This window comes from Aeromonas dhakensis, assembly GCF_002285935.1.
Classification (GTDB): Bacteria; Pseudomonadota; Gammaproteobacteria; order Enterobacterales; family Aeromonadaceae; genus Aeromonas; species Aeromonas dhakensis.
In genome coordinates this window covers 79,464-105,435 of the sequence record NZ_CP023141.1, presented here as the reverse complement: position 1 = coordinate 105,435, position 25,972 = coordinate 79,464, and the positions used below count along the sequence as shown (strand labels likewise).

Genomic DNA, 25,972 nt, shown 5'->3' with positions numbered 1-25,972 from the left:
TCATGTCCGTGGCTCTGATTAGCGGCCCAGCCTCTCAAGGCGGGTCTTGCAGGGGACGCACAGGCGCACCCCTGGTACATGGCGGCGGCGTTCTTCCGGGATGGGGTCGTCGCACTCTTCGCACAGGTGCCGGCTCTCCCCCTGATAACTGCCTTTGCCCACCTGGCTGGCCAGTTGGGCCGCCAGCATGCGGTCGGCGTGACGGGTGGCGCGGTCGATGTCGTCCAAGCTCCCTCCTTAACCCAACAGGTGGCGGGTGTCTTCCTGGGAGAGGTAAGGCACGCCGTTGATGTGAACGAAGTCGGGGGAGGTGACGAACCCCTTGATTTTGTGAACCCCCTTGCTGCCCCCCTTGGGATCGACGTCGAGCAGGTCAGAGATCTGCAGCTTCACGCCGAAGGCCTCCACCTTCATGGTTTCGTCGCCGGTGTCGGCGTAGAACAGCACGTCGTCCGGCGCCATGCCGCGCCAGCTCCCCGCCCGCTTGGCTGCATCGCTCAGGAGGGTGAAGTTCTTGGCATCGAGCTCGAACTCCACCTCGGCGGCGACATCGCCATCGACGAAGCCATCCGGGATACCCCGGGTCTGGGCCACGGCGCTGTTGTCGGTGATGGAGAGACTGGCTTTCTCGACATGGACCATGGTGCCCATCAGCGTGGTGTCGAAGCTCTGGCCTGAAATGCGTCTGGTCATGGGTTAGCCCTCCCCGTTGTTGAGGCTCAAATCGAGCATGATGTTGACGGTGATCCCCTTGGGGCAGTCCACGGTGCGCACCACCACGTAGACGGAGACCAGGTTCTTGGCAGTCCACTGGATGCTGATGTCGCCATCCTTGGGGGAGGCGATGTCGCCCGGGAACGGCTGGCCGTTGATGGTGGTGGCCTTGGCCATCTCGCGCAGGTCTTTGCCGAAATACATGATGGCGGCCGCGGTACTGCCCGGGGTGGAGTTGAACGAGCGGTCCCCGATGCGGGCGATGGCCCGCAGGCGCATCCGGCGAGCTACCTTGTAGGCCACCCGCAGGTTTTCGATCACCTGGTAGTCGCCGCCCTCGGCATCCAGGGTGCGGCCATCGGCCCAGTAGGTGCCGTCATAGTCCGGATACCACATCGGTACCGAGTAGCGGTTCTGCTCCAGGGTCTGCAGGGTGGCGAGCGGCAGCGTGATCCCGGCCTTGTCCACCGGCTTGTTGCCAAGTCCCACCAGGGCACCGGTCTTTACCCGGCAGGGGCTGTCGGCGATGCTCACCGCCCGGTTGCACAGGCGACCGGCATAGACGCCAGCTAGGTTGGGCCACAGTTGCGGCACCAGAGAAACCGAGCTCGCGGCGATACCGTCTTGCAGGGCGGCCAGCGTGGCTTCGTATTCGCTCCAGTCCTGGCCACCCTCACCAGCGGAGACGATGCCCGGTACCGCTAGCAGCATGAACTGCCAGCGCCCCCATTTGGCGATCAGTTCCTGGTTGAGCGCATGGGCGGCATTGATGCCTGCCTGGTCCCACTCCTGACCCAGCACCACGACACCTTCAAACGACTGGGTCTGCTGGGCGGTTCGCACAGCGGCCAGCCAGTCGCCATCTTCCGGCAGCACGTAGGCGGCCGCCGTCCAGTTCTGGCCTGCGTTGTCACGGCTGGCCAGCAGGTTGGTCTTGAGCTCGCTGTCACCCTCACCCAGCAGGGTGTCAAAGTCCGATTGGGTGTTGAGTGAGAGCAGCTTGCCGGTGTTGCTGGCGGCACTGCCGATGAACAACAGGTGGCGCTCGACCTCGGTCACTGGCCCCTGCATCTGGTTCAAGTTGTTGATCTGTACATAAGGCCACATGCCGTTATTTCCCCTTCATGTCTTGCTTGTTGACGTCCCAGCCGTAATCGATGCTCTGCAAGGCGCGGGCGAAGGCCTGCTGCCTTTGCCTGGCGTTGGCGCCCAGGAACGGGCGGGCTGGTAGCTGGATCTCCCAGCTCTCTTTCACCGGTTCGTCCTTGAGCTTCTTGATAAGCAACCCCGCCTGGGCGTAGTTGAGATTGGCGGTGATCCAACCCAGCGATGCCGAGCGGTATGCCCGCTTGCGCTTGCCAGGACGCTTGAACCCAAGCTCGCGCAGCTTGCGGGCCTGTGCCTTGCTGGCCTGCTTGTTCTTCCCCACATCACTGGGGGCAATGCGGCGCCGGCTGGCGGCCGTCACCTTGTAGGTGTGCCCCTTCTGGTGGGTGTTGGCGATGACCCCTGCGTGGGCGCTCATGGTGCCCTTGGTGAACCCCAGCTCTGCCACGTCCTGGCGAGGCTCGCGGATCTGCAACAGCTTGGGCAGGCCACGTAACATCTTGCGTTTGCCCCGCTTGCGCGGTGCCCAAGCATTGCCATTGGGGTCTTGCTGCTGGCGCACGTTGCGGGCTGCCAGCTTCTTCATCTCGTTGGCGGCTCGCCACACCAGACGCTTGCGCTTCTTGGGTGGCAGGGCCAGCAGGTTGAGCTGGTCTTTGCCGCGGTGCGCGTCGAGCGTGATGGTGATCATGCTGGGCCCCCGACCCGGTGCTGACCGGTATCACCCACGTTCAGGTCGATGTGCTCGGCCACCCAGATGTCATAGGGGGCCACGTTCCAGCGCTTGCCGAGCCAGTTGATGGGCCCTTGCGGGTGCTCGATAAGGCGCAGCGGCTCGGCGAAGGGGAGCTGGATCTCGAGGTCGGCCGTCTGCTCGTCGTTCGGGGTGACAGCGTACTCGGGATCAGGCAGGTCGAGCTGCTCGCGAAAGTCGTCGTGCTCCTGCACCCAGGCCGCGACAGCCGCCAGCAGAATGGCCGGATCCAGCTCTCGAAACGGCAGTTGCTCGATGGTGAACACCGCCTGGTAGGTGAGCCAGGCTACATCCACCCCGGTGGGCCCCATGTTCCTGGGTTCGAGCTTGATGGTGCCGTTCTCCATCCAGCTATCCAGGCGCTTGTGGCATTTGCCCGGCAGCACCCGTAGTAACTCGGCGTGGAGTGCCTGCAGGAAGTATCCCTGGGCCTGCTGCTCGTTCATGGCTGCGCTCATATCAGCGATACCCCCGCCCGGTGCTTTCCCTTGATGCTGCGCACCAGCTGCTGGCTCTCGGCCAGCAACTGGGCACGCTGGTCCGGGGATCGCTCCACCTGGTTGTTGGCGGTGGCCCGTTCGGTGACGCTGGCGAACTCCGGCAGCAAGGCGGCCTTGGCGCGGGCGAAGACGGCGGCCAGGTACTGCTCGGTCAGGGCGTTGTTGTCACCTTCCAGGCTGGGCCCAGGTACCTCGGCGGCAGTGGTGTAGCCCTTGCCCTGCAGCGCTGTCTGATGGCTGGCGAGCTGCAGGTTGATTTCAGAGATGGCGGCCAGCAAGGCGGCGCCGGTGGTCTGCTGGTCCAGATCGGCAGGCAGGGCGCGGCGGCGTTCGAAGTCGGCGACGGCCACATCCGGCCAGAACCCGTCATTGCGGATGGTGGCGGCGCTGTAGTTGATGTCCTTGCCTGCAAACATGTCTGGACCCCTGTTGATGCTTGCCAATGTGAACACCACTGCCCCGATTGCCCGGGTCGCCGATGGCGCGGCGAGAAAAGGTGCACCCCTGTAGCCACGGATCGCAGGATTCGGCGCGAGCCTTGCGGCTGGCCTATCCTCCCCGCCGGGGTGCGACGGCGCGGAGAGTCGGTTACTCCGGATTCAGCGCCCGCAGGCGCATGGCAATCTTCTGGCGCAAGGTGCCGACGCCCACCTTGCCGTGCAGCTTGTCGGCCTGGGCCAGCCAGTGGTCTGCCTGCTCCAGGGTGGCGCTATCCCCCACGGCGCTGGGGCGGGGCTGTCCGTCGTGGTCGCGCAGCAGCAGGCAACCCGCAGCCTTGAACCACTTGGCGGTCAGCCGTTCGTTGAGGCGCCACTCGTTGCGCACCTTGTCGAACACCCGGGAGAACCAGGGCTCGACGGCGTGCCCCTCGGCCGCCTGCTTCTCGGCCCACTCCAGCACGGTGTCGGCAACGAAGTGGGCCCAGTCGCGCTTGATGTTGGCCGGGGTGCGCTGGCCCTGGGCGATGGCGAGATCCGCCCAGGCGATGCCGGCGTCGAAGTCGCCCACATCGAAAGCCCAGATGATGAGGCGCTGAAACAGCTCGTTCTGATAGGGCTGGCCGGACTCAGCAACGGCGGCCAGATAGCGCTCCACATAGGGGCGGTACTTGGGCATCAGCTCATCGCGTTTCATGTTCACCCGGTCGCCGATGCGGGCCAGCTTGCGCAGCCTGACGATGTCCTGCTCCAGGGCAATCAGTTGCAGGTGCAGGCTGTCGGCCACCGCGCCGGTGGCCATGCCAGAGCAGGCGGCCTGCTCGGCCCCCTGCATGGCGAGTACACGCTGTTTGTGGCGTTGACCGGGTGAGCTCATGGGTTAGCCCTGGGCCGCTTGAGCGGCAGCTTCGGCGGCGAGAACTGCCGGATCAGCACCGATCTCGATGTCGGCCTCTTCAAAGCCGCCGTATGCCTTGTGCTCGCCCAGGGCATAGCCCTCCATGCGCCAGTACTGGTTGTCGAAGCTCTTGCTGTCCTGGTTGTCGTCCGCCTTGCGCTTGCGGGTACCGCGCTGGGTGTAGCAGTGCAGGTTGTCCAGGGTGGTGACCACCATCCGCTTGCCCGGGAAGAAGGGCGGGATATAGGCGCGGCGCCCGGCGATGGACTTGGCCAACTGCTGGGCGGCGATCTGCTCGCTCGGCTTGGTGGCTTCGCTGTAGAGCTTGGCCTGAGCGGCTGCGACCAGATCGGTACCGACCAGCACCACCAGACGGGGGTCTTGCTGGAACAGCGGGTCGATGGTGGTGTTGATCAGGTCGGAGGCCATCTCATCCAGGGTCTTGTACTCGCCCTTGCCGTCCGGGTCGAAGTAGATCTTCTCGCCAGGCGCTGCCTTGATGATCTGGCTACCACCTTTCCACTCGCGGGCGATCTGGTGCCAACCCTTGTTGACGTCTTGACCCAGCGGGTTCTGCGTCGGATCGGTGTCATCGGCTGCAGACACGCCATTCCAGCCGACCCGCAGCATGTCGAGAGCAAACGCCTTGTTGACGAACTCGCCGACCAGCTTGATGAACTCGCCCTCGCTACCGGCGTTGGCCCAGGTGCAGAGGGTGGCCCAATCCAGCGAGGCGCAGGAGTCGGTCTCGGTCAGTTCGTAGGTGTTGCCATCCACACCGACTTTGCCCTTGAAGCGACCACCTTTTTTACGACCTGTGTAGAGCTGACCCACGCCAACCTGCACGACCTGGCCCTTGATCTGATCCACATCCAGGCAGGTGATGAGGCCAAGGAACTCGACGGAGGCGAGCAGGGCAGATCGCAGGGTGGTTTCCACCGGGCCGGTGACACTGAACTGCTTGTCCAGCTTGCTGATGTCGATGCCGTAGGCTTTGGCCAGGGCATCGCAGTATTTGTTCAGGCGCTGTTCGGCCTGAACAGTCAGGGTTTGGCTCACTGGATGCTCCTTAACAAACTTGATAGGTGGTGTCGTCACCGCCGATGGCGCCCGGGCGCTGGCCCGGCACTTCGGTGGAGAACTTGTCGACCTGGCCTTTCAGCTCGCCGACGGTGCTGGCCAGACCGGCCAGGGTCTCTTCCAGCTTGCTGAACTGCTCGGCGCTGATGCCGGTCTTCTCTTCTTTCGCCGGGTCGGTCACCTGGGCGGTGGTGTCCGGTTTGGCTTCCAGCTTGGTGCTGAAACCATCGATCTTGGTGCCAAGGCCATTGATGGCCCCCAGCATCTGATCGAACTGTTCTTTGGTCATTTCCTCATCCTCGGGTTGGCTGGGGGGTGATTGGGGGGCTTGCTCGCCGTGGCTGGCCAGGAAGCTGAAAAACTTGGCGATCAGGCCATCGGCCTTTTCGTGCTTGGGCAGCTTGAACATGGAGAGATCCAGCGGTTCGCTGGTACCGATCAGGCGAGACTCGCCCTTCTTCTTGAACTTGAGGTGGGTGGTGCCGGTGCTGGCAGGCTCATCGGTGACGCCCAGGCCGCGCAGATAGGTGCGGCCCAGATCGGCAAACTGCTCTTGTGGCTCGATGGAACAGAACTGGTACTGGCCAACCTGGTTGTAATAAACCAGATCCCGGGTCGGGCTCAGGATGGCGAACAGCTTGAGCTTGCCATCTACGACGTCGGTCTTGAGCTCCTGCACATAGCCGAAGTTTGCCCAGCGGTCGTGCTCGGGCCATATCAGTGCTGTGTAGTATTCCGGGTCGTAGGTCTCGGCCATATCAGTCAGCCAAGCAGCGGTGATCTCCCTGCCATCGACGGTGGTCCCTTCGGTGGCGATACAGACCCAGCCAGTTCTCAAGGTTGATGTGTTCATGCCTACTCCCAAGTGATGCGGGCTCAGGCTATCGGGTCGGCAAGGGGGTTTCACGCTATGGTGTTCGGCGGGATTCGGATCCAGCAGGAAATCCGAATTGCTCAGAACATCAGTGGGATAAGTGGGGGGAGGGGGCTGGCTATGATGGCGCCATCATTCACCGGATGGAGGCGCCGTGGCGTACCCCGAAGAGATCCGCAATGCGGCGAAGGGACTCTACCTTAAACGATGGACACCCCAGGAGATCAAGGACGAACTGGGGCTCAACTCCTGTCGCATCATCTACTACTGGGCCGAAAAGCTCGGTTGGCGTGACCTTCTGACCGAGGAAGCGGTCGAGGATGCCATCAATCGCCGGGTACAGGTGTTGCTGCACCGGGAGAAGAAAACCCCGGGCGAGCAGGAGGAGCTGGACAGGCTCATCGGCCACCATGTCAACCTCAAAGAGAAGGCGCTTAAGTGGGCCGAGCGCGAGCAGGCCCTCAAGGTCCAGCGTGAGCAGGGGCATGAGCCCGGGCCAAGTCGCGGCAAGCGTGAGCAAAACCGCCAGGCAGGCGGCAGCCGCAAGGGCGGCAAGAAGGCCAAGAACGAGATCGGCCACCTGACGGCCGATGACTTTACCGAGTGGCTGGGCACCCTGTTTGGCTATCAGTTGCGGGTGCGGGAGGCCAAGAACGACCCGGCGCTGCCGCGTACCAGAAACATCTTGAAGTCCCGCCAGATCGGTATGACCTACTACTTCGCCGGCGAATCTCTGGAAGATGCGGTGCTGACCGGCGGCAACCAGATCTTCCTGTCCGCGACCCGAGCCCAGGCGGAGGTGTTCCGCTCCTACATCTGCAAGATTGCCCAGACCTTCCTGGGCGTCACCCTGACCGGCAACCCCATCGTCTTGTCGAACGGGGCCGAGCTGCACTTCTGCTCGACCAACTCCAACAGTGCCCAGTCCCGTTCCGGCAACGTCTACATCGACGAATACTTCTGGATACCCAATTTCGAGAAGTTGTCTGATGTGGCCAGTGCCATGGCGACCCAGAGCCACTGGCGCAAGACTTACTTCTCGACGCCATCGAGCAAGGTGCACGAGGCTTATCGCTTCTGGACCGGGGAGCGTTGGAAGGGGCAGCGCCCAAGCCGGGTGGCGATCGACTTCCCAGGCGAAGATGACCTGCGTGACGGCGGCCGCGTCTGTCCTGACAGGCAATGGCGCTACGTCATCACCATCGAGGACGCCATCCGCCTCGGTTGCCACCTCATCGACATCGAGGAGCTCAAGGACGAGTACCCGGAGGAGGTGTTCGACCGCCTCTACATGTGCCGCTTTATCGACGATGCCCTGTCGGTGTTCAAGTTTCAGGATATGGAGCGGGCAGGGGTGGACCCGACCCGGTGGGAGGACTACAAGCCCGGGCGGCCTGAACCGTTCGGGCGGCGCGAGGTGTGGATGGGCTATGACCCTAGCCGCACCCGCGACAATGCCACCCTGGTGGTGGTCGCCCCGCCCACCGTCGCCGGCGAGCGCTTCCGGGTGCTGGAAAAGCACTACTGGCGCGGGCTCAACTTCCAGTTCCAGGCGCAGGAGATCGAGCGCATCGCCAAGAAGTTCCGGGTCACCTATCTCGGGGTCGATGTCTCTGGCATCGGCTCCGGGGTGTTTGACCTCTTGAAGCCGGTCTTCAAAGGGGTGTGCCACCCCATCAACTACAGCATCGAGAGCAAGTCGCGGCTGGTCCTCAAGATGATCGATGTGGTGGAGGCAAACCGCATCGAGTGGGACAGCTCGGATCGGGACATCCCGCTTGCCTTCCTCGCCATCAAGCGCAGCACTACCGGCGGCGGCCAGATGACGTTCCGTGCCGCTCGGGACAACGTGACCGGACACGCCGACGTGTTTTTTGCCATCGCCCACGCCGTGGCCAATGAGCCACTCGATACCACCCGCAAACGAAAATCCACCTGGGCAACCAGCCAAGAGAAGAAGGCAGCATGACCAAGCTACAGACACAACAACCGGCCCAGGCGGCCGCCTCATCCCCTCGGCCCTCGGTGGTGTTCAGCATGCCGGAGGCCATCGACCCCACGGCCTGGATGACCGACTACACCGGGGTGTTTTACAACCCCTATGGGGAATACTACCAGCCCCCTATCGACCGCAAAGGGCTGGCCAAGGTGGCCCGGGCCAACGCCCACCACGGCGCTATTCTGATGGCGCGCCGTAACATGGTGGCTGGCCGCTTCAACAACCAGCGCGCCACCATCACGGCGTTCGTGCACAACTATCTGCAGTTCGGTGATGCTGGCCTGCTCAAGATCCGTAACGCCTTTGGGCAAGTTGTCGCCCTGCACCCGCTCTCGAGTGTCTACTTGCGCCGGCGCGAGGATGGCTGCTTTGTCTACTTGCAGCAGGGCAGGCAGAACCTGATTTACCACCCGGATGATGTGATTTGGCTGGCCCAGTATGACCCCGAGCAGCAGGTCTATGGCATGCCCGACTACCTGGGCGGCTTGCAGTCTGCCCTGCTCAACCAGGATGCCACCCTGTTTCGGCGCAAATACTTCCTCAACGGCGCCCACATGGGGTTCATCTTCTACGCGACCGACCCGAACATGGACGACGACACCGAGGAGGAGATGAAGGAGATGATCGCCAACTCCAAGGGGGTGGGGAACTTCCGCTCGATGTTCGTGAACATCCCGGACGGCAAGCCCGATGGCATCAAGCTGATCCCGGTGGGGGATATCGCGACCAAGGACGAGTTCGCGGCCATCAAGGGGATCACTTCCCAGGACGTGCTGACGGCGCACCGCTTTCCGGCGGCGCTGGCCGGCATCATCCCGATCAACGGCGGCGGACTCGGGGATCCCGAGAAGTACGATGCCACCTATTCCAGGAACGAGGTGCTGCCGCTGTGTGAGCTGGTGCAGGACGCCATCAACAGCGCTGGCCTGCCCCGGGCGTTGTGGGTCACGTTTCGAGAAACGATAGGGTCTGCTGTATAAAAACACAGTCTTATTGGTGTAAGATGCAACCTGGTGATTGATATTTCGATTTATCGGGAGGGGTGATGCGGGTTTTTTGCAAAGAGTGTGGCCAGCGAGGCCGTATTACCAAGACCAATCGGCTGAGCAATGAGGTCTCTGATCTCTATTGTCAGTGCACTGATGCGGAGTGTGGTCATAGCTGGGTAGCCACGCTGTCGTTCACCCATACGCTGAGCCCGTCGGCCAGGACGACAAACCAGTTGGTGCTGGGTCTTATTGGCTCACTGACGCCAGAGGGGCGGCAGTTGGTACTGAAAGGACTGGGGGCGCAGTAGCGCCCCTCGCTTTCGTGATTGAATGTGGCGAAGCGTTAAATATCTTCAATGCGCTGTTTGGCTTTATCCCACGGAAGACGGCTACCGTTGGCCCTCATGGTGTCATAAGCCCTTAAGGCATCCTCTTTGGTCAGAATGCTATGTACCACCATCTGCTCCACAACCCACAGTGTCCCCATCACCACCACAGCTTCTTTCTCCGCCGCATTTCTTAGGGCGCGGTCACCGGTCAGAAGTGGGCAACATTCTTGTTTTGCTAAGGCGAGGGCGAAACAGTCATGAATGCTTGGGCCGCCATATGTCCCATTGAGTTCAAACACAGTGCTTATGCTATCTGCACTAAGCTCGCCGAGCCGCAGACCTAGCGTCAGCAAATGAGGATGGCTATCTTTCAGCTCTTCCTCGAACAATACGTCTGGTGTCATGAACTGAAAAGGCAGTTGGAACATGCGGTCAAGCAACAGCCCGACCTCCATATCAATCAGGATATTGGCGTCACTGATCAGCAACTGCATTTACATGGCCTCACCTTGCATGATGCGCGATCTCCGCAGCTTAATCAGTGGCATCTGCAACAGCTCGGCGGCTTTTGATTCAGATATGATCTCTTCCGACACAGCCCGGTAAACCAACTGTTGGAACAACCAGGTGTGCTCTTGTGGGTAGGGCGCACCAGGTTCCCCCGCCCGCCATTTTTGGCCAACGAAATACTTGAGATAGAGGTCCTTACAGCGTGCTTCGGTGATTATCCCGAGGTCTTTGGCCCGATAAAGGCAACCCGCCATACTCAGACCATATTCATGCTTAAGCAGATAGAGCTCTTTTGGCTCCAAACTTTTGCGAGGGCTGCCAAGATGGGCAATAGCCTCGGATTCAGGGAACAGGAAGGCGCCAGCAAAGCGGTTGCAGGCCTGCTCTTCGTTCATGTCTGCCGGCAATTTATTGTGCATCAGCAAGTGGCCGAGCTCGTGGGCCAAGGTAAAGCGCTGGCGGCAACCTGGCCAATGTGCTGAGACTACGATAACCGGTTGGTCGCCAATGTGGGCTTGCAGACCGTCAAACTTATTACTTTGCTCCACCTTGGTAACAATGACCAAAATCCCCTTGGTTTCCAGCAGGTCAATCAGGTTGGGAATCGGGTTTACCCCAAGCTGCCAATGTTCACGCACGCTTTCGGCAAATGCCTCAATGTCGTCCCAACCATGGATGGTCGGAAGTGGGGCATTGTATGCAAAAGGTGGGATGGGGAAATTGGGCCACAGATCGGCAAGGGTCTTCCAACGTTCAGCCTGATCCAGCACATCCCCTTCGATCTGCTGGATGATTTTTGCAGGGGTGGTTGAGCGCTTACGATACTCGACGTTTGCCAAAGTCACGACAGAGGGGCGGAAGAAGAACTCGGTACGCACATTGAGGGCCGCAGCCAGCTTTAACAGCACGGCAGAAGAGGGCATGCTCTGGTCATGCTCATACTTTTTTACCATGTTGGCAGACACGCCAACTTTCTCTCCCAAGGCTTGCATCGACAAGCCGGCAGCGGCACGAGCACGTCTTACCCGTTCCCCAATCATACTGACTCCGGTTTATGAAATTTACCAAATATGGTAAATCATAAACCGTGATGTGTATGTTTGTCGACCATTGTGCCCGGTCACGCTTCAGTTAACCCGCCGTTGGTGCGCTCTTGTTCTTCCAGCCGCATGCCCAGTTCGCAGAGCGTGGTGATCGCCCGGCACATCCCCTCCCGGTCTGCCAGTTTCAGGTCCGGCGTCACCCTCGCGATATCCTGGATCGAGCTATAGATTTCGGTATTGATGCCTGTTTGCACATTGCCCCCTATTGCGTTCGCTGATGTCGTTACCTTGGTCATCATAACCCCTCGGATCTGGCCCAACAATTTTGTGCTCTACGTCACATCCTGCACCAGATTGGCACGTGAAACGAGGGCCGCGATTCACAGATAAACAGCGTCCTCTGCATACGGCAGATAGTGGAGTGGATATCGAGTGGCGGGATAGTATGGTGTATGCCATATAGAGATCAACCCGCCGAGAAAAATATTTTTACTATCGTTTGCTTATATCATCAAAATAAGCATTACGGTGTGTCTAGATGGAGATATCAGGGAGGTATCAAAGAGATATCAGGAAGATACCCAATGGGTATCAGTAAGATACCAATTTTGTATCACTCTGTTCATAAAGGATTTTTTCTTATTGGTTTCGATAGAGGCCCCCTGTGTGTCAATATTGCAGCTTTGATTCAATAAATAGTGTTTCCGTGAGTCAATAATGCAATTTTGATTCACTTAAAATGTTCAAAATATTGAATGTGAAATTTCAAAATATGATTGAGTGGGTCCATTTGAGACTGCTTTAGGCGTTATTATAAACTTGAGTTTATTCAAATATTGACCTCAGTTTATTAATGACCGCCCCCATTGCAGGGGCCGGTCTTTATAGTGCAATGGCTTGTTCACCCAGGGTAAGCCAACAGGCTCCCTCGCCCTTGAAGGTTCCGCTGCACCCTTCTGGCAATGCGCAGTCGCAGTTCGGGCAGATCTGCTGTTTCAGCTCGGCTTCCTGCACCAGCCAGCGTTCCCAGTCTCGCCGGATCAGGGTGCTGATGTACTCGTCGGCGGAGTAGGGCTCACCGCTGCCAGCCCGGGCGATGCGCAGCGTCTCCAACTGCTGGCGCTCCCGTTCTGAGAGCGCCACTTCCACCCGCTTGATACCGAGGGCGGCCCGCCTGGCCCGCTGTTCCTGCTTGCGTTTGGTGGCGGGGTTCATGCTGCGCCCTCTCTTACCACCATGGCATCCTCCTTGGCCCATGCCCGCCAGCTGGAGATAGTTGCCTCCTTCGCCTGCTCGAGATGCGTCTGACCAGGGTGTTCGTACAGCACATGGGTCACAGTGCCGCGGTCGTTCTGCTTGATGGCTGTCACTTCCCTGGTACTACCGAAGCGGGTGATCACATCACCCGGTACCGGATGTTTGCGGGGGTCTCTCATGATTGAGCTCCTGTCTCGATTTGACGGTGGTCAGCCACTACCTGGTGCAGGGCTGGCTGGTATGTTGGGTTGAGCTGTGCGGCGGCCCCCGGGTTGGCGCGGTCGGTGGCGCTGCCCGGTGCGATAAAGAGGGTGCGGCCGGTGACGGCGCAGCGGATGGTGCCGCTCTGGTCGATGGCCACGGGGGTGAGCCCGTCCACGATATGGCGGCGGCCAACAGAGCGACCATCTGTTGTCAGCACCGGCACGGTGGGGCGGTTGGTTCTGGTTTGATACGGTGCCGGCACCTCGGTGGCGATTGCTGGCAGGGCCAGCTGCGCTGGGCGAGGGTGGCGGCGGCGCAGGATGGCGCAGGCCACGAACTGCTGTTTTCCCTTGAGCATCCCCACCCACTGGCTGATCTCATTGGCTGGCCAGCGCTGCTGCAGGATGCAGGTCACCCGATTATCCAGGCGGCGGTACTCTTCGCGGCTGACGGTCTGTGTGTTGTTCATGCCCACTCCTCGCAGTAGTCGTTCTGTTCTTGCAGCCACTCCGGGGTGTCCAGCTTCTCCAGCTCGGCCCACATGTGTGATTGGTATGGCTCCGGTAGCATCTCGATCCAGCGGAATGCCCCGGCATGTCCTTGTGCCTGGTAGACCTTGCCGCATAGCTCAACCAGCATCGGCCAGTCCTCATCGCCTTCCGGCAGCGCGTACTCATCCGGCTGGCCCTGTTCGGCTGGCACCTGGCCTTCTGGCTGCCAATCCGGCTCGCTCGGGATTGCCCGGCTCGACTGCACCTGGCCGTTCTCCAGCCGGAGGGTGTAGCCGTCCGTGCTGACGCTGGCACCTGCCCGCAAACGCCCGATAGAGAAGGGAGATAAACCCCATTGCTCTGCCATCAACTGATCCGCGAACGCCTCAGGATCCGGCTGCGTACAGTTATTGTCAGAGCTCCAAGGTGCCGGGCTGTCGCCCGTCTTAACCCCAACCCCCCAAGACGAACCCCTGGCGGCCTTGGTGGCCTCGTAGGTGCCTGCTGGCACCACTTCCCACCCCATAAGGCGAGTGCGCACCCCCAGGCGAGCGGAGTGCAGCCCCATCAGTCGCTTGATGTCTTCGCCGTAAGCGTTGGCCTGCTCCTCGATGAGGTGGGCCAGCTTGATGGGGTGAGCTGCACGGGGGGCTGTCGCGCCGCCCATGGCTTCCAGGTAGCAGCGGAAGATGCCGTGATCGGCTGCGAAACGGGCCGCCTCAAAGCGCGGGTCTTGCAATACCGGCTTGGGTGGCCCCACCAGATCGCCGTTCTTCTTGGCGTTGCTGATGCGGCGCAGCTCGCGCCACACCCCGACCGGGGCGCCGCCGATCTGCTGGAAGGTGCGGATCCCCCACCAACTGGCCCAGGCGCAGGCATGCTGGGCCCCCTGGTCTGCCTGGGTGCCCGCTTCGTCATCACCATCCACATGCTCGCCATCGATGTTCTTGGCGATATAGGCGGCGATGTAGCCGGTGGCGTCCCCTTTGGACGGGTCGATCTCCTTCCAGTCGAAGCGCGGGGTAAAGTCGGTGAAGGGAATGCCCAGGTTGTTGCGTTCCAGCTCCTGCCGATCATCAGTCAGGGCATAACGCTGCAGGGTATCGATGACCCCATTTCGGTCGCATTTGCGCATAAACAGCAGCATGTGCCAGTGCGGCGTACCATCGTGGTGCGGCTCACAAACCCGGAAGCCATAGATAGGCATGCCCCAGCGCTTCAGGTATGAACGGGCCCGGCTCCATAGCTGGCCCAGATAGGCGCAGGTGTCGCGCGGGGTAGCGCCCTGGTACTTGTCATTTTCGATTGTCTTGCCGTTGCGGCCCGTCTTCCAGGCATGGAAGCGGCTCGGGGCTGTCCAGGTGAAGAACACCCCCACATGGCCCTGCTCCTCGGCGTAGTCTTCAAAGCCGCGCATGCGGGTCATCATCTCGGCGCGGCGGTTGACCGGGTTGGCATTGCTCGCTTCCCAGCAGTCCTTCATCGAGACAACCAGGTCGTGCGGCTCGTTCATCACCTCCGACTCGGCCAGCCAGCGCATCATGGCCCGCTTGCGCTCGCGCACCACCTTCATGGTGGCGTTCGAGACGTAGGCAGAGACGCCCTTGCGTACCTTGCCCAGCAGGATGGCGATGTGCTCTTGCAGCCGATCCCAGCAGCGGTTGATGCGCCTTTCCCACCACTTGGCGGATAGCAGGCGCACCATGACGCTCAGGATCCAGTTATCCCGCGCCGCCCTGGTTTTGAAGTCCGGCATCTTGCCGATAAAGCCCCACTGGTCGGCAGGCTGCTTGATGGCTTCCCATGTCTCCATCAGATCCAGTTCACCGGCGGCGGCGTTCTGCTCGATGTTCTTCCAGATAGCGGCGGTCTGGTTGGCGAACTGGTGGGCCACCCGCTTGCGGCCGTCGTCGTCGCGCAGGTGCTGGGCATCGACCGGCAGGGCCATCACTAGGGAGCGGACCCACTTCACCCGTTCCCGCAGCCAGATGTTGGCACTGCGGCAGTTGCGGGTGGTGCCATCTTTGCGGCGGCGCACGTACTGCTTGAACAGCACCTGGGTGAACTGCATGGAGAGGCCATCGAGCAGTTGCACCGCCCAGACCAGATCGAATTCACCAGGGGCGCCCACAAAGGCGGCTTCGAGCTTGGTGCCCGGCATGGTGTTGGCGAGGGCGTCGATGCGGGCCTTGAGGGTCTTTTTCGACAGCGGTAGCTGGTTCCGTTTTGGCGTCGGCAGGCGGCTGATGGCAAAACCAAGATGGCCAGCCTCGGCGGCTGGCCCTGTTTTCTGTTGGTTGGTCATTGGTGATGGGTCCCCGACAGCGCTTTGATGTTGTTTCGGCAGGAGGCCAGCGCACGGCGGGCATGGCGCACCATCTTTCTGGCAGCGACACACTGGCGCAGGGTCAGGGAGACCGTGCAGCGTGGGCGAGGGGATAGCTGGCGCATGGCCAGCAGGTCGCGCTGGTAGCTGCGCAGGCGGGCCTCGTCGCTCATCATTGTGACGAACCATCTATCCACACGGGTTTGCAGGTCTGCGATCAGGCGGTGGCTCATGCTGCCTCCTCTACAACCAGGTGGCTCAGACCATCCGGCAGGGCAACACGGTTCCCTCTGTCCCAGATAAACCAGCAGTATTCGCAGGAGTCGGAACCGCCGCCCACGAACCGGGGGCGTGGAACCAGGATCGGGGTCTTGTTCGGGAATCCGATTTCAGCCCAGAACGGCACCCGCCGCTTGCTGCCGAGGAAGTTCACCCGTTGCAGGTAGATGAGCGTCCCGTCCGGTGCTAGTTCGGACAGACTCTTTCTCATGAATTCCTCAGTGAGGGAAAACGGCGGGTTGGTGATGATGACGTCGAACTGGCGGCCAAAGTCCCAGTCCAGGTAGTCACGGCCATGGCGGATCTCGGCCCACTCCTTCTGACCATCTGGCAGTGGGACGGCATCATAGATGTTCCCCTCAGCGCGGCAGGGTTCCATAAAGGTGTCGCTCTGGCGGAACTGAATGTGGCGCATCAGTGCGGCAACTGCGCTGATAGGTGTTGGGTAGAGCTCGCGCTCGATGGTGTTGCCGGTCGTGCTGCTCATGCCTCATCCCCCATCACGGAGTCGTCATCGAGCAGATCCGCGGGGCGGCTGGTCACGACCAACTGCACCTGGATGTACTCATCCCCGGAGTAGAGCTCGCCCAGGGCGATGCGGTTTTCCTGCTCGCCAGTGGCCAGCAGTTCGGTCAGCAGCGGCAGCACGGCCCGCTCTGCCCGCTTGGCGATATGAATGGCGTCGATGCTCATGCCTGGGCCCTCCGGTTCATGGTGTGGAATAGCTGGTGCCAGCGCAGTTGCTGGCGGGCCTGCTCGCGCAGATTACGGCCCTCTGGTCCGCGTCTGGTGGTGTAGGTCTTCGCCCTGATGCGGTGCGGCAGATCGGCCAAGTCGGCCAGGGCTGCCTGCCAGGAGATGGGGTGGAACAGCTTTTTCATGCCACCCCCTCGATGATGCGAATCGAGCCAGAGGTCAGGCGCTCCATGCGGGCATACCCGTTCTGTCCGCGCAGCCAGGTGGTGCCGCAGTTGATGTAACCGCGGCTGACCAGATAGGCGCTGGCGGCCTTGATGGTCGGTTCGGTGTGACGAGTGATAACGGCGGCCATGATCAGATCCCTCCACGGCTGTTGACGCATGACCAGACCGCACGCCAGGCCATGGCGGCCGGGCGTTCTACTGCATGGATCAGGTCAGGGCTGGAGTTGTAGCGTTGACCCAGGCGGGCCAGCTTGCGGTTTTGCAGGCGCAGGTTGCGCACAGTGTCGAGAATGGCTAGAGTTGGCATGTCGATTTTCCTAGTCGATAAGTGACTGATGAAAGCCCCGCGGTGTTCCACCACCTTTGCGGGGTTTTTTATTGCCCGATTGCTCGCGGGCCGCTTTGTGTTATCTGGTTGGCGGCCATGACGGCGCGCTTCATGCGCAGCTTGGCGGCGCGTTCCTTCTTCTCTCTCTCGATATCCCCGATAGGTCTGGTCACTGGCGCCGGGTGCCACACCTTGGTGTCACAGCCGCCGCGAAACTCCCCCTGGTACTCCAGCGCGATCACCGCCATCCTGACCGCCTCACGCTGGGCATGGGGCAGGGCGGACAGGGTGGCCGTCATCAGCTCTCCCCGTGGCTGGCGGGCGATGGCGCAGATGGCTGCTTTCTTGGCCTGACTCAGGGCCAGCCAGTCGGTGTCCAGACTGGAGCGCGTTTTGCCGAACAACTCCCGCAGGATCTGGCAGCCGGCGGTGTTCATGGCCACCTGTTCCAGCGGAGTCAGGCCCGCGAGGTTGCGTTCTTCGTGGTTGATGGGTGTCTGTTGCATGGGTTACCCCTTACATGGTCATGGTTTGCATCAGGATGTCTGATGCGCAGGCGACAGCCGGCACCGCCTGAAAGCGAGACTCGACGTCGTGAATCAACAGGGCCAGCGACCCCATGGCAGAGGTCGCCACGCTGACGATGGTGTTGCGTTCTGTGCGGGTGACCCGCCCCCGTTCGGCCAGCTCCACGGCTCGCATGCCGATACTGGCAACGTCAGCGTTGAGGCGGATCGCCTGGTGGGGGATGGATGGCGCTCTGTCTGCGCTGGGGATAGCGATGGCGGTCAGCCCGCATTCCATCAGCATGCCGTCGAACAGGGTCTCGTCCCCTTCGGTGGCGTGGTAGAGCGCGATAAGATCGGCCACTGTCAGCTGGTGCGGCTGGTCAGGGCTGAGTTTGTTCCTCAGCACCTGGGCGTCGATACCAGCGGACGGGGCGATCTGGCTGATCACGTGGTTGGATTTAAATCTGCTGCATGCAGATTCGAAGTGCGGGTGTTTGCAGTCGCCACTGATAAACATGGTTCTCGCTCCAATGAGTGCCATAGTGATCAGGAGGTTGCAGAGAGGTAGGCTGCTGCGGCGGCTTTGTGGTACAGCGCGACCATGTTGATCAGGACGCGATGCTTGGGGCCTGGTTTTGGCATGATCTGCAGCTCACCACTGGAGATCATCTTCTTGACTGTGCCAACAGGTATGCCGGTATCGGCGCTATAGCGCTCGATGGTTTTGACTGGTGTGTCGATCTTGAGTGCAATCTCTGACATGATAGATCCCCTTAAACGTTGCTCGATACGGCTCGATATAGCTCTAAAGCTTCAATTCAATCTCACAAAGCGAATTGTTGATCTAAAAAGTTACTTGGTCAAGTCGAAGGAGCATTAATCGTCCAATAAAGTTCTATAAGGTGCTTTATGACTACGGAGAAAGCTTTAAAGGTTGATTTTGATCAGTCATCCTTCTCAGAACGACTTAATAAGGTGATAGGCAACGAACCACTTCGCGCTTTTGCTCGACGAGCAGACATGAGCGATAGCGGCCTAAAGCGCTATCTATATGAGGGAACCATTCCTCCTATTGATCGAGCTTTAAACTTGGCGCGAGCAGGAGGTGTCACCTTTGACTGGTTGGTGTTTGGTATCGGTGATGCAGGTAGCAGTGCTCGAACAAATCTGCCTACTTCGCCAGCCTCTGATCTGCAAGGCTTTCATGTAACCGACGAGTTCACCACGATCCCCGCCTATCAGGTTGAGGCCAGCGCCGGACATGGTTCACAGATCACGGATGAGGCGATGGCCGAGCAGATGGCGTTCCGTACCGACTGGCTGCGTCGTGAAGGGTTTGACCCGGCCAAGATGGCTGTCATTCGGGCCAAAGGCGACTCGATGGAGCCGACCATCAATGATGGAGATGTGATCCTGGTGCGGTTGAAGAACGGGGAAGCCCCGCGCGATGGCCTCTATGTGCTGCGCCTCGATGGCGGGCTGTTCGTCAAGCGCCTGCAGTTCGACCTGGGCGGGGTGCGCATCATCTCCGACAACCCCCTGTATAAATCCCGTGACCTGAGCAAAGCCGAACTGGCCGAGCTGGATCTGGTCGGTCGGGTGGTCTGGGCCGGTAAGAAATTCTGATGGGGACGATATTGGCGTTGGTAGCTGCCTTGTGTGCAGTTGGCAGCATCGGTGCGGCAATGAAGCCTGCCTTGATTGGACAAGAGTCCCGCTTCAAAGCATTTGTGCTCTGCTGGGGACTGACCGCTATCTCGACTGATAATGCCGATGTTGCGATATCATGCGAACTTAATTATAGAACGCCTATCATATAGGCAAGGAATTGAATGGTATTAAATGATGAATAAAAATGAAAGTAGGTTACAGATTCTTGATTTATCCCGCTTTATAGCTGCAATAATGGTGGTTTTTTACCATTATACATTCAATGGAATACTCAACGGTAAAATTTCATCAATTACTCAGTTGCCCACAATCTCTGGTGTGACTAAGTACGGGTTCCTTGGCGTTGAGCTGTTCTTCATGATTAGCGGGTATGTAATTTTAATATCTGCAAAGAAAGGTAGCCCTCTAGCTTTCGCAAAGTCCAGAGCAACTAGGCTTTACCCAGCATACTGGGCTGGATTAATCCTAACGTCATGTTTCGCTTCAGTTCTGGGGGGCGAGATGATGGGGGTAGATCTAAAAACGGTTATCATTAACCTTTCCATGCTTCAGTCATTTATTGGGGTTGAGCATGTTGATGGCGTTTACTGGACCTTGGTATATGAAATTAAATTCTATGCTATTGTTTTTGCAGCGTTGCTTTTCTCTAACATATTCACAATAGAAAGATTCATTTTGGCATGGGCCCTGCTCATTGATGTGTTTGCATATTTTGGATTGAACGCGCCATCATTCCTTGGTGGGTATTTTGCATATTTCATAGCTGGTGCATTGCTATCAATTTACAGTTCAACAAAATCAAAAGGCGTTTTGATATTAATAGCGCTTTCTATGTATCCATGTATGAAACATACATTGTTTATAACAACTGGTTTAGCAGCTAAGACTACAATAAATTATAACTCCATTGTTATCTGCTCAATCATAGCAATTTATTTTGTATTGTTTTTCTTACAAGGTATAACCTCACTGAGAAAATTAACAATCCCGAAATCATATCTGATGGGGGCGCTTACATATCCCATTTATCTGATACATGCACATATCGGCTATATGTTAATGTCACGTTACGCGAATGAAGATAACTATGCTTTAGTTTGCTCATTGGTGATGATGTTCGTCATTACTATGGCATATCTTATGAATCTGATTGTTGAAAGGAGGATGAGAAATATATGGATAAATGTTTTCTCCTATTTCCTAACTAAGCCTGTTAAGGCTATCGATTCCGCAACAAAAGCATTAACTAACAAGATTTTCCGAATGAGTAGAGCATGACCGTTCGTAAGCTCAACGACGGTAAGACCAAGCTGTGGCTTGCCGATATTCGTCCCGACGGGGTCAGTGGGCCCAGGTTACGCAAGCGCTTCGTAACAAAAGGGGAGGCGCTGGCGTGGGAACGGCACCAGCTGACCAACAAGCCCTGGCTGAAAGAGACTGAACCCGAGCAGGAGCCAGAGCATAGCGGCCAGCGGTTGCTGGATTTGGTTCATCTCTGGTTTGGGAGGCATGGGCAGACGTTGGCCGATGGTGAACGGCGGAGGGACAAATTGGTGTGGTTGTGTGAGGCGTTGGAAAACCCGGTTGCCAGCGAGTTCACCTCTGAACACTTCTCGGCATACCGCGAGCGGCGTCTGGCCGGGGATCTCTATGTTCCAGGGCAGCGCCGGCAGGTAACGCCGACCACCATCAACCGCGAGCAGCTCTATCTGCAGGCGGTGTTCAATGAGCTGGCCCGCCTTGGGGTGTGGAACGGCGGCAACCCGTTGGCCGATCTGCGGCAGTACAAGGTGCAGGAATCTGAGCTGGCCTATCTTTCACAGGATGAGATCGAGCAACTGCTGGACGTCTGCAAGGAGCCGCGGGATCTGTGGCTGATTGTGATGCTCTGCCTTTCGACTGGGGCACGCTGGTCTGAGATCGAAAAGGTCAGCCGTTCCCAGATCGGCATGGGCCGGATCACCTTCACCAAGACAAAGGGCAAGAGAAACCGGACGGTGCCAGTGGCGCCCTGGCTGTTGGCCATGTTGCCCAAGCGTACCGGCCGCCTGTTCAGCGATTGCTATGCCGAGTTCGAGAAAGCCATCAGGCGGGCACATATCAAATTGCCAGCAGGGCAGAGCACCCACGTTCTGCGCCACACCTTTGCCAGTCACTTCATGATGAACGGTGGCAACATCCTGGTACTGCAGCGCATCCTTGGCCACACCGATATCAAAATGACGATGCGCTATGCCCACTTTGCCCCCGATCACCTGGAAGATGCTGTGCGGTTAAACCCCATCACGGCCCTGAAAGATGTCCATAAACAGTCCATTGAGCCGCTCTATATTGAGTGACAAAGCGCGATATTGATTTTTTTCAGCCCTTGTAAATCAGTAACTTATTGATTTTTAAGGATGTCCATCGGTTTCAAAATCCGCCGGTGAATAACCGTGTCGGTTCGAGTCCGACCCCGGGCACCATCAAATTCATGACAAAAGGCCATCAGCAATGATGGCCTTTTGTTTTTCCGCCTTTCCCCTTCCTTGTCACGCTTCTGTTCTCCGGCTGATATCGGCAAGCCGGGTGCACCTCTGTGGTCATCCCATGTCCCGCCTTGCTCCATTTCGGTGCGGCTTGCTCTGCCTGCACAGCAGAAGTGCGCATTCGCTCATGTTAGCGCGTCCCATGCGCCAATCTGGTGCGCCCTCTCTCTGTCATAAGAATAACATTATGATTTTAAATAACTTATTAAGTTGGCCCACTTTGTGCTTTTAAGCAGTTATGTCGCCATGATGCCGCTCCATAGAGGGAATCTGACCGGGAGCGGCAACCAGTGTGTACCGAATGGAAATGTACGTGAATCATCGGTGTCGATGTTCATATCAGGAAATGGACCCGGTCTGGAGCCGGGACGACAGGGAAGGAGATGGCTGTATGCTCAAGAGACTCGTGATGACTGGCCTGTTGGCGCTGATTGCCCTGCTGGCCGCCCCCAGCTGGGCCGAAGAGGTGGTGACCGCATCTGCGGTGGTGACCATCAACAAGGGGGACAATACCTGGATGCTGCTGTCGGCAGCCCTGGTGATCCTGATGTCCATTCCGGGCCTGGCCCTGTTTTATGGCGGTCTGGTGCGCACCAAGAACATGCTGAGCGTGCTGATGCAGGTATTCACCCTGTTCTCGCTCATCTGCGTGCTGTGGGTGATCTACGGTTATTCGCTGGCCTTTACCGAAGGCAACAGCGTCTATGGCTCCTTCAGCAAGGCGCTGCTCAAGGGGGTGACCCCCGACTCCATCGCCGCCACCTTCAGCAAGGGAGTCGGGATCAGCGAGTTCATCTATGTGGTGTTCCAGGGGGCCTTTGCCGCCATCACCTGTGGCCTGATCGTGGGGGCCTTTGCCGAGCGCATCAAGTTTGCTGCCGTGCTGCTGTTCTCGGTGATCTGGTTCACCTTCGCCTATATTCCGCTGGCTCACATGGTGTGGTACTGGGCGGGTCCGGATGCCTATACCACGGCCGATGCCGCGGCAGCGGCCACGGCGACGGCAGGTTATCTGTTCCAGCACGGCGCGCTGGATTTTGCCGGCGGCACAGTGGTGCACATCAATGCGGCGGTGGCCGGTCTGGTCGGCGCCTATCTGGTGGGCAAGCGCCTGGGCTATGGTCGTGACCCCATGACCCCGCACAGCCTCACCATGACCATGATCGGGGCCTCTCTGCTCTGGTTCGGCTGGTTCGGTTTCAACGCCGGCTCCGCGCTGGAAGCCAACGGCACGGCGGCACTGGCCTTCATCAATACCTGGGTGGCGCCGGCGGCGGCGGCCCTCTCCTGGACCTTGGCCGAGTGGGTGATGAAAGGCCGTCCTTCGCTGCTGGGCGCGGCTTCCGGCGCCGTCTCCGGGCTGGTGGTGATCACCCCGGCGGCCGGTTTCGTCGGTGTCGGTGGTGGTCTGGTGATGGGCCTCATCAGCGGTGTCGCGGGGTTGTGGGGGGTTCACGGTCTCAAGCGGCTGCTGGGTGCCGATGACAGTCTGGACGTGTTCGGTGTGCACGGGGTGTGCGGCATCCTCGGCGCCCTGCTGACCGGGGTGTTCGCCAGCCCGGATCTGGGCGGCACCGGGGTGTGGGACTATGTCACCAACCAAGTGGCGGAGGGCTACTCCATCCTGGATCAGGTCAAGATCCAGGCCATCGGGGTGGGGGTGACCATCCTCTGGTCCGGCATCATCTCGGTGGTGGCCTACAAGCTGGTGGATATGCTGATCGGCTTGCGGGTGAAAGAAGACGCTGAGCGGGAAGGGCTGGACGTCACCACCCACGGCGAGAAGGCCTACAGCCTGTAATCCGCCATCTGTTGTTCAACAAGATTGCCGCCGGCCATGCCGGCGGTTTTTTTATGTCCGTTTGCCGGGGGCCAACTCTGATGCCCGAGCCTGTGGTGGGGCGGCTCGCCTCTGGCGCCATCACCCCCGATAGAGCGCATCCCCGAGATCGCCGCCGGCGATAGCATTTTTCGGCAGACAAGGCGGGCAGCGGCAATGTCCTCTGTCTTGTTGCTGTTTTATGCCTGCAATTTGGACGGATCTCCGCTAAACTCTGCCACCTTTTCTTGATGGGTCGGCCGGGCCGGCTCATCACCCTCTTATATATGTACTTTTGGAGCCGCTCATGCCGCTAGTGGGACATCAACACCAGATCGAGATCCTGGAACTGACCGACAAAGGAGATGGCAAAGGACGCCTGTTCGACCGCCCCCTGTTTGTCGAAGGTCTGCTGCCGGGTGAGCAGGCGTTGGTCGAGCTGACCGAGGTGAAGCCCAACTACCTGCACGGCAAGGTGGCCGAGCTGCTCCAGCCCTCCGCCGACCGGGTTGCCGACTTCTGCCCCAACACAGAGTGCGGCGGCTGCCAGGTGCGCCCGCTGGCCTATCCGGCCCAGCTCAAGCTCAAGCAGAGTCTGGTGCAGAGCGCCCTGGAGCAGGTCGGGCTGGGTGAGGCCGTGGTCAATCCCATCCTCGGCATGGAGACCCCGTTCGCCTATCGCAACAAGGCGCAGTACGCGGTGCGTGGCTGCGAGGCCGGCGCCGAGATCGGTTTTTACCGCAAGCACTCCCACGATCTCATCACCGCCGATGACTGCGCGGTGCAAGATTCTCTGCACGTGGAGCTTAACGCCCGGGTACGCAACTGGATGCGCGAGTACGACATCGCGGCTTATGACGAAGTGGCCCACACCGGCTGCGTGCGCAACCTGATGACCCGCAAGGGCTTCAAGAGCGGCGAGCTGATGGTGGTGCTGGTGACTCTGGGTGAGGAGCTGCCGTTCGAAGCCGAGCTGCTGGCCGCCCTGCAGGATCTGCCGGTCACGACTCTTGTGCAGAACATCAACGAGGCGCGTACCAATCGCATTCTGGGTGACAACAACCGGGTGCTGCTGGGCAGCGGGGTGATCCGCGACAAGATCCACGAGCTCGAATTCGAGATCTCGCCGCTCTCCTTCTTCCAGAACAACCCGAGCCAGACCGACGTGCTCTACTCCAAAGCGCTGGAGTATTGCGAGCTGACCGGCAACGAGACGGTGTTCGACATCTATTGCGGTATCGGCACCATCTCCCTGTTCCTGGCGGGCAAGGCCGCCAAGGTGGTGGGGATCGAGTCGGTGGAGAGCGCCATCAGCGACGCACGTCGCAATGCGGCTCTCAACGGCATCGAGCAGACCGAGTTCCACGTCGGCAAGGCGGAGCAGCTGATGCCAGCCCTGCACGCCGAAGGGGTGAGCGCCGATGTGGTGGTGATGGATCCGCCGCGCAAGGGCTGCGACAAGGCGGTATTGCAGACCCTGGTGGCCATGGCGCCGCGCCGGCTGGTCTATGTCTCCTGCAACCCGCAGACCCTGGCCCGGGATCTCGCCTGGCTGGTCAAGCAGGGATTCGTGCTGGACGAGGTGCAGCCGGTGGACATGTTCCCGCACTCGATGCACGTCGAGGCTGTCGCCCGCCTGAGCTTGCCTGCCAAGGCCTGATCGTCGCTGGTCCCCACTCGCGCCATGGACGTCGAAGCGGTTGCTCGTCTAGGCCTGCCCACCCAGGCGTGAATTGAATTAGCCAGATGGCTCTGATAAAAACGACTCCAAATGGAGTCGTTTTTTTATGGCCGTGGATCGGCGCAACCACCAGGCAGGGAGAGCGAGGGTGATGATTCGTTTGGCGAGTGTGGAGGATGCGGCGGCGCTGGATCACTTCTTTGGGCAACTGGACAGGGAGACCCGCTTCATGCTGTATGAGGCGGGGGAGCGCCCCTCGGACATCGAGGGGCAGCGCCAGCGGCTCGAGGCCATGGTGGCTGCCCCCAATCAGGCCATGTGGCTGCTGGTGCTGGCTGGGGAGGTGCAGGGCTTTGCCGTGCTCATCGGCGGTGGCCTGGCGCGCAACCGCCACTGCGCCCTGGTGGTGATGGGGCTGCGGTCGAGTGCACGCGGGTTGGGATGGGGTGAGCGGTTACTGCGTACTCTGATCGCTGGCGCCGGCGAGCTAGGGATCCAGCGGCTGGAGCTGGGGGTGATGGCCCACAACGAGGTGGCGCACGCCCTCTATCGCAAGTGCGGCTTCCGGGACGAGGGGTTGCGGCGACAGGCCTATCGGCTGGACGATGGCTACGTGGACGAGATCAGCATGGGGTTGCTGCTGTCACCCGGGGCGCCATGATGCGGCGGGCCCGGTTTGCTCCTGGCGGCGAGCGGGGATATGACGGAGCAACCGTCGACTT

The 25,972-nt window shown here is 59.7% G+C and carries 34 protein-coding genes; 9 read left to right on the top strand and 25 right to left on the bottom strand.

Translation table 11 applies throughout. The features are described from left to right. Positions 1 to 18 precede the first annotated feature (18 nt). The 9 genes from CK627_RS00635 to CK627_RS00595 form a co-directional block, all read right to left on the bottom strand. Positions 19 to 228 (bottom strand): TraR/DksA family transcriptional regulator, encoded by a 210-nt coding sequence (locus CK627_RS00635; RefSeq protein ID WP_039040910.1) that lies wholly within the window; start codon positions 226 to 228, stop codon positions 19 to 21. A 9-nt stretch (positions 229 to 237) separates the two neighbouring features. Continuing rightward, positions 238 to 693, bottom strand: a complete 456-nt coding sequence (locus CK627_RS00630; RefSeq protein ID WP_039040909.1) for a phage protein — start codon at positions 691 to 693, stop codon at positions 238 to 240. 3 nt (positions 694 to 696) lie between these two features. After that, positions 697 to 1,821, bottom strand: coding sequence for a DUF2586 domain-containing protein (locus tag CK627_RS00625; protein WP_039040908.1), 1,125 nt, complete (start codon positions 1,819 to 1,821; stop codon positions 697 to 699). Positions 1,822 to 1,825: 4 nt separating this feature from the next. Then, positions 1,826 to 2,512, bottom strand: coding sequence for a phage virion morphogenesis family protein (locus tag CK627_RS00620; protein WP_095591463.1), 687 nt, complete (start codon positions 2,510 to 2,512; stop codon positions 1,826 to 1,828). Continuing rightward, the gene (locus CK627_RS00615) at positions 2,509 to 3,033 is read right to left on the bottom strand and encodes a phage tail protein (RefSeq protein WP_174704167.1); all 525 of its coding nucleotides are present in this window, start codon (positions 3,031 to 3,033) and stop codon (positions 2,509 to 2,511) included. Before CK627_RS00615 ends, CK627_RS00620 begins: the two co-directional genes overlap by 4 nt. Continuing rightward, positions 3,030 to 3,491: a head completion/stabilization protein gene (locus tag CK627_RS00610; RefSeq protein ID WP_095591461.1), complete on the bottom strand. Its 462-nt coding sequence runs from the start codon at positions 3,489 to 3,491 to the stop codon at positions 3,030 to 3,032. Before CK627_RS00610 ends, CK627_RS00615 begins: the two co-directional genes overlap by 4 nt. Before the next feature lie 172 nt (positions 3,492 to 3,663). Further along, positions 3,664 to 4,389: a phage terminase small subunit gene (locus CK627_RS00605; RefSeq protein WP_095591460.1), complete on the bottom strand. Its 726-nt coding sequence runs from the start codon at positions 4,387 to 4,389 to the stop codon at positions 3,664 to 3,666. Positions 4,390 to 4,392: 3 nt separating this feature from the next. Continuing rightward, a complete protein-coding gene (locus tag CK627_RS00600) occupies positions 4,393 to 5,469 on the bottom strand; it encodes a phage major capsid protein, P2 family (protein WP_095591459.1) in 1,077 nt (358 codons plus the stop codon). A 10-nt stretch (positions 5,470 to 5,479) separates the two neighbouring features. Continuing rightward, positions 5,480 to 6,343, bottom strand: coding sequence for a GPO family capsid scaffolding protein (locus CK627_RS00595; protein WP_095591458.1), 864 nt, complete (start codon positions 6,341 to 6,343; stop codon positions 5,480 to 5,482). Between the two features lie 175 nt (positions 6,344 to 6,518). Here CK627_RS00595 and CK627_RS00590 point away from each other — a divergent pair, with 175 nt between their 5' ends. The 3 genes from CK627_RS00590 to CK627_RS00580 all read left to right on the top strand — a co-directional run bounded on the left by CK627_RS00590 (position 6,519) and on the right by CK627_RS00580 (position 9,660). Further along, positions 6,519 to 8,333 (top strand): terminase ATPase subunit family protein, encoded by a 1,815-nt coding sequence (locus tag CK627_RS00590; protein WP_095591457.1) that lies wholly within the window; start codon positions 6,519 to 6,521, stop codon positions 8,331 to 8,333. Then, on the top strand, positions 8,330 to 9,343 hold the full coding sequence (locus tag CK627_RS00585; protein WP_095591456.1) for a phage portal protein: 1,014 nt from the start codon (positions 8,330 to 8,332) through the stop codon (positions 9,341 to 9,343). Before CK627_RS00590 ends, CK627_RS00585 begins: the two co-directional genes overlap by 4 nt. Positions 9,344 to 9,408: 65 nt before the next feature. After that, a complete protein-coding gene (locus CK627_RS00580; RefSeq protein ID WP_095591455.1) occupies positions 9,409 to 9,660 on the top strand; it encodes an Ogr/Delta-like zinc finger protein in 252 nt (83 codons plus the stop codon). Positions 9,661 to 9,695: 35 nt separating this feature from the next. On the opposite strand, the gene CK627_RS00575 is transcribed toward CK627_RS00580, so the two are convergent. The 16 genes from CK627_RS00575 to CK627_RS00500 all read right to left on the bottom strand — a co-directional run bounded on the left by CK627_RS00575 (position 9,696) and on the right by CK627_RS00500 (position 18,313). Then, positions 9,696 to 10,175 (bottom strand): PIN domain-containing protein, encoded by a 480-nt coding sequence (locus CK627_RS00575; protein WP_095591454.1) that lies wholly within the window; start codon positions 10,173 to 10,175, stop codon positions 9,696 to 9,698. Beyond that, a complete protein-coding gene (locus CK627_RS00570) occupies positions 10,176 to 11,231 on the bottom strand; it encodes an ImmA/IrrE family metallo-endopeptidase (RefSeq protein WP_095591453.1) in 1,056 nt (351 codons plus the stop codon). An 80-nt stretch (positions 11,232 to 11,311) separates the two neighbouring features. After that, on the bottom strand, positions 11,312 to 11,533 hold the full coding sequence (locus CK627_RS00565; protein WP_157737147.1) for a hypothetical protein: 222 nt from the start codon (positions 11,531 to 11,533) through the stop codon (positions 11,312 to 11,314). A 583-nt stretch (positions 11,534 to 12,116) separates the two neighbouring features. Beyond that, the gene (locus tag CK627_RS00560) at positions 12,117 to 12,449 is read right to left on the bottom strand and encodes a hypothetical protein (RefSeq protein ID WP_095591451.1); all 333 of its coding nucleotides are present in this window, start codon (positions 12,447 to 12,449) and stop codon (positions 12,117 to 12,119) included. Further along, a complete protein-coding gene (locus tag CK627_RS00555; protein ID WP_095591450.1) occupies positions 12,446 to 12,670 on the bottom strand; it encodes a hypothetical protein in 225 nt (74 codons plus the stop codon). The genes CK627_RS00560 and CK627_RS00555 overlap by 4 nt, the downstream gene beginning before the upstream one ends. Further along, positions 12,667 to 13,164, bottom strand: coding sequence for a hypothetical protein (locus CK627_RS00550; RefSeq protein ID WP_095591449.1), 498 nt, complete (start codon positions 13,162 to 13,164; stop codon positions 12,667 to 12,669). The genes CK627_RS00555 and CK627_RS00550 overlap by 4 nt, the downstream gene beginning before the upstream one ends. Continuing rightward, positions 13,161 to 15,491 (bottom strand): replication endonuclease, encoded by a 2,331-nt coding sequence (locus CK627_RS22445; RefSeq protein WP_174704166.1) that lies wholly within the window; start codon positions 15,489 to 15,491, stop codon positions 13,161 to 13,163. The genes CK627_RS00550 and CK627_RS22445 overlap by 4 nt, the downstream gene beginning before the upstream one ends. Then, complete coding sequence (locus CK627_RS00535) at positions 15,488 to 15,745, bottom strand: hypothetical protein (protein WP_095591447.1); 258 nt, start codon at positions 15,743 to 15,745, stop codon at positions 15,488 to 15,490. The genes CK627_RS22445 and CK627_RS00535 overlap by 4 nt, the downstream gene beginning before the upstream one ends. Next, positions 15,742 to 16,278: a class I SAM-dependent methyltransferase gene (locus tag CK627_RS00530; RefSeq protein WP_095591446.1), complete on the bottom strand. Its 537-nt coding sequence runs from the start codon at positions 16,276 to 16,278 to the stop codon at positions 15,742 to 15,744. Before CK627_RS00530 ends, CK627_RS00535 begins: the two co-directional genes overlap by 4 nt. Continuing rightward, a complete protein-coding gene (locus tag CK627_RS00525; protein WP_039040893.1) occupies positions 16,275 to 16,484 on the bottom strand; it encodes a hypothetical protein in 210 nt (69 codons plus the stop codon). The genes CK627_RS00530 and CK627_RS00525 overlap by 4 nt, the downstream gene beginning before the upstream one ends. Next, entirely contained in the window at positions 16,481 to 16,672 is a 192-nt protein-coding gene (locus CK627_RS00520) for a hypothetical protein (RefSeq protein ID WP_095591445.1), read from the bottom strand. Before CK627_RS00520 ends, CK627_RS00525 begins: the two co-directional genes overlap by 4 nt. After that, positions 16,669 to 16,842, bottom strand: coding sequence for a hypothetical protein (locus CK627_RS00515; protein ID WP_217349754.1), 174 nt, complete (start codon positions 16,840 to 16,842; stop codon positions 16,669 to 16,671). Before CK627_RS00515 ends, CK627_RS00520 begins: the two co-directional genes overlap by 4 nt. Positions 16,843 to 16,844: 2 nt before the next feature. After that, complete coding sequence (locus CK627_RS22440) at positions 16,845 to 17,021, bottom strand: hypothetical protein (RefSeq protein WP_157737146.1); 177 nt, start codon at positions 17,019 to 17,021, stop codon at positions 16,845 to 16,847. Positions 17,022 to 17,089: 68 nt separating this feature from the next. Further along, positions 17,090 to 17,548 (bottom strand): hypothetical protein, encoded by a 459-nt coding sequence (locus CK627_RS00510; RefSeq protein ID WP_095591443.1) that lies wholly within the window; start codon positions 17,546 to 17,548, stop codon positions 17,090 to 17,092. Between the two features lie 10 nt (positions 17,549 to 17,558). Next, complete coding sequence (locus CK627_RS00505; RefSeq protein ID WP_095593432.1) at positions 17,559 to 18,068, bottom strand: phage regulatory CII family protein; 510 nt, start codon at positions 18,066 to 18,068, stop codon at positions 17,559 to 17,561. Between the two features lie 29 nt (positions 18,069 to 18,097). After that, on the bottom strand, positions 18,098 to 18,313 hold the full coding sequence (locus CK627_RS00500) for a hypothetical protein (protein ID WP_015985385.1): 216 nt from the start codon (positions 18,311 to 18,313) through the stop codon (positions 18,098 to 18,100). Between the two features lie 147 nt (positions 18,314 to 18,460). On the opposite strand from CK627_RS00500, the gene CK627_RS00495 reads away from it, so the two are divergent. The 6 genes from CK627_RS00495 to CK627_RS00470 all read left to right on the top strand — a co-directional run bounded on the left by CK627_RS00495 (position 18,461) and on the right by CK627_RS00470 (position 25,911). Then, positions 18,461 to 19,177 carry a LexA family transcriptional regulator gene (locus CK627_RS00495; RefSeq protein WP_039040888.1) on the top strand — a complete coding sequence of 239 codons (717 nt, stop codon included), beginning with the start codon at positions 18,461 to 18,463 and terminating at the stop codon, positions 19,175 to 19,177. A gap of 219 nt (positions 19,178 to 19,396) precedes the next feature. Beyond that, the gene (locus CK627_RS00490) at positions 19,397 to 20,500 is read left to right on the top strand and encodes an acyltransferase family protein (protein WP_157737145.1); all 1,104 of its coding nucleotides are present in this window, start codon (positions 19,397 to 19,399) and stop codon (positions 20,498 to 20,500) included. Next, positions 20,497 to 21,561 carry a site-specific integrase gene (locus tag CK627_RS00485; RefSeq protein WP_095591441.1) on the top strand — a complete coding sequence of 355 codons (1,065 nt, stop codon included), beginning with the start codon at positions 20,497 to 20,499 and terminating at the stop codon, positions 21,559 to 21,561. The genes CK627_RS00490 and CK627_RS00485 overlap by 4 nt, the downstream gene beginning before the upstream one ends. A 580-nt stretch (positions 21,562 to 22,141) precedes the next feature. Continuing rightward, entirely contained in the window at positions 22,142 to 23,551 is a 1,410-nt protein-coding gene (gene amt, locus CK627_RS00480) for an ammonium transporter (RefSeq protein WP_010636134.1), read from the top strand. 325 nt (positions 23,552 to 23,876) lie between these two features. Continuing rightward, complete coding sequence (rlmD, locus tag CK627_RS00475; protein ID WP_095591440.1) at positions 23,877 to 25,229, top strand: 23S rRNA (uracil(1939)-C(5))-methyltransferase RlmD; 1,353 nt, start codon at positions 23,877 to 23,879, stop codon at positions 25,227 to 25,229. Between the two features lie 172 nt (positions 25,230 to 25,401). Next, complete coding sequence (locus CK627_RS00470) at positions 25,402 to 25,911, top strand: GNAT family N-acetyltransferase (RefSeq protein ID WP_174704189.1); 510 nt, start codon at positions 25,402 to 25,404, stop codon at positions 25,909 to 25,911. Positions 25,912 to 25,972 lie beyond the last annotated feature (61 nt).

Coding starts and splice junctions, on each gene's coding strand:
- CK627_RS00630 (WP_039040909.1), bottom strand. CDS start 693: ATGACCAGACGCATTTCAGGCCAGAGCTTCGACACCACGCTGATGGGC.
- CK627_RS00500 (WP_015985385.1), bottom strand. CDS start 18,313: ATGTCAGAGATTGCACTCAAGATCGACACACCAGTCAAAACCATCGAG.
- CK627_RS22440 (WP_157737146.1), bottom strand. CDS start 17,021: ATGCCAACTCTAGCCATTCTCGACACTGTGCGCAACCTGCGCCTGCAA.
- CK627_RS00550 (WP_095591449.1), bottom strand. CDS start 13,164: ATGAACAACACACAGACCGTCAGCCGCGAAGAGTACCGCCGCCTGGAT.
- CK627_RS00530 (WP_095591446.1), bottom strand. CDS start 16,278: ATGAGCAGCACGACCGGCAACACCATCGAGCGCGAGCTCTACCCAACA.
- CK627_RS00575 (WP_095591454.1), bottom strand. CDS start 10,175: ATGCAGTTGCTGATCAGTGACGCCAATATCCTGATTGATATGGAGGTC.
- CK627_RS00595 (WP_095591458.1), bottom strand. CDS start 6,343: ATGAACACATCAACCTTGAGAACTGGCTGGGTCTGTATCGCCACCGAA.
- CK627_RS00510 (WP_095591443.1), bottom strand. CDS start 17,548: ATGCAACAGACACCCATCAACCACGAAGAACGCAACCTCGCGGGCCTG.
- CK627_RS00490 (WP_157737145.1), top strand. CDS start 19,397: ATGAATAAAAATGAAAGTAGGTTACAGATTCTTGATTTATCCCGCTTT.
- CK627_RS22445 (WP_174704166.1), bottom strand. CDS start 15,491: ATGACCAACCAACAGAAAACAGGGCCAGCCGCCGAGGCTGGCCATCTT.
- CK627_RS00520 (WP_095591445.1), bottom strand. CDS start 16,672: ATGAAAAAGCTGTTCCACCCCATCTCCTGGCAGGCAGCCCTGGCCGAC.
- CK627_RS00525 (WP_039040893.1), bottom strand. CDS start 16,484: ATGAGCATCGACGCCATTCATATCGCCAAGCGGGCAGAGCGGGCCGTG.
- CK627_RS00515 (WP_217349754.1), bottom strand. CDS start 16,842: ATGGCCGCCGTTATCACTCGTCACACCGAACCGACCATCAAGGCCGCC.
- CK627_RS00470 (WP_174704189.1), top strand. CDS start 25,402: ATGATTCGTTTGGCGAGTGTGGAGGATGCGGCGGCGCTGGATCACTTC.
- CK627_RS00620 (WP_095591463.1), bottom strand. CDS start 2,512: ATGATCACCATCACGCTCGACGCGCACCGCGGCAAAGACCAGCTCAAC.
- CK627_RS00505 (WP_095593432.1), bottom strand. CDS start 18,068: ATGTTTATCAGTGGCGACTGCAAACACCCGCACTTCGAATCTGCATGC.
- CK627_RS00610 (WP_095591461.1), bottom strand. CDS start 3,491: ATGTTTGCAGGCAAGGACATCAACTACAGCGCCGCCACCATCCGCAAT.
- CK627_RS00535 (WP_095591447.1), bottom strand. CDS start 15,745: ATGAGCCACCGCCTGATCGCAGACCTGCAAACCCGTGTGGATAGATGG.
- CK627_RS00485 (WP_095591441.1), top strand. CDS start 20,497: ATGACCGTTCGTAAGCTCAACGACGGTAAGACCAAGCTGTGGCTTGCC.
- CK627_RS00580 (WP_095591455.1), top strand. CDS start 9,409: ATGCGGGTTTTTTGCAAAGAGTGTGGCCAGCGAGGCCGTATTACCAAG.
- CK627_RS00565 (WP_157737147.1), bottom strand. CDS start 11,533: ATGATGACCAAGGTAACGACATCAGCGAACGCAATAGGGGGCAATGTG.
- CK627_RS00570 (WP_095591453.1), bottom strand. CDS start 11,231: ATGATTGGGGAACGGGTAAGACGTGCTCGTGCCGCTGCCGGCTTGTCG.
- CK627_RS00585 (WP_095591456.1), top strand. CDS start 8,330: ATGACCAAGCTACAGACACAACAACCGGCCCAGGCGGCCGCCTCATCC.
- CK627_RS00495 (WP_039040888.1), top strand. CDS start 18,461: ATGACTACGGAGAAAGCTTTAAAGGTTGATTTTGATCAGTCATCCTTC.
- CK627_RS00615 (WP_174704167.1), bottom strand. CDS start 3,033: ATGAGCGCAGCCATGAACGAGCAGCAGGCCCAGGGATACTTCCTGCAG.
- amt (WP_010636134.1), top strand. CDS start 22,142: ATGCTCAAGAGACTCGTGATGACTGGCCTGTTGGCGCTGATTGCCCTG.
- CK627_RS00555 (WP_095591450.1), bottom strand. CDS start 12,670: ATGAGAGACCCCCGCAAACATCCGGTACCGGGTGATGTGATCACCCGC.
- CK627_RS00625 (WP_039040908.1), bottom strand. CDS start 1,821: ATGTGGCCTTATGTACAGATCAACAACTTGAACCAGATGCAGGGGCCA.
- rlmD (WP_095591440.1), top strand. CDS start 23,877: ATGCCGCTAGTGGGACATCAACACCAGATCGAGATCCTGGAACTGACC.
- CK627_RS00605 (WP_095591460.1), bottom strand. CDS start 4,389: ATGAGCTCACCCGGTCAACGCCACAAACAGCGTGTACTCGCCATGCAG.
- CK627_RS00560 (WP_095591451.1), bottom strand. CDS start 12,449: ATGAACCCCGCCACCAAACGCAAGCAGGAACAGCGGGCCAGGCGGGCC.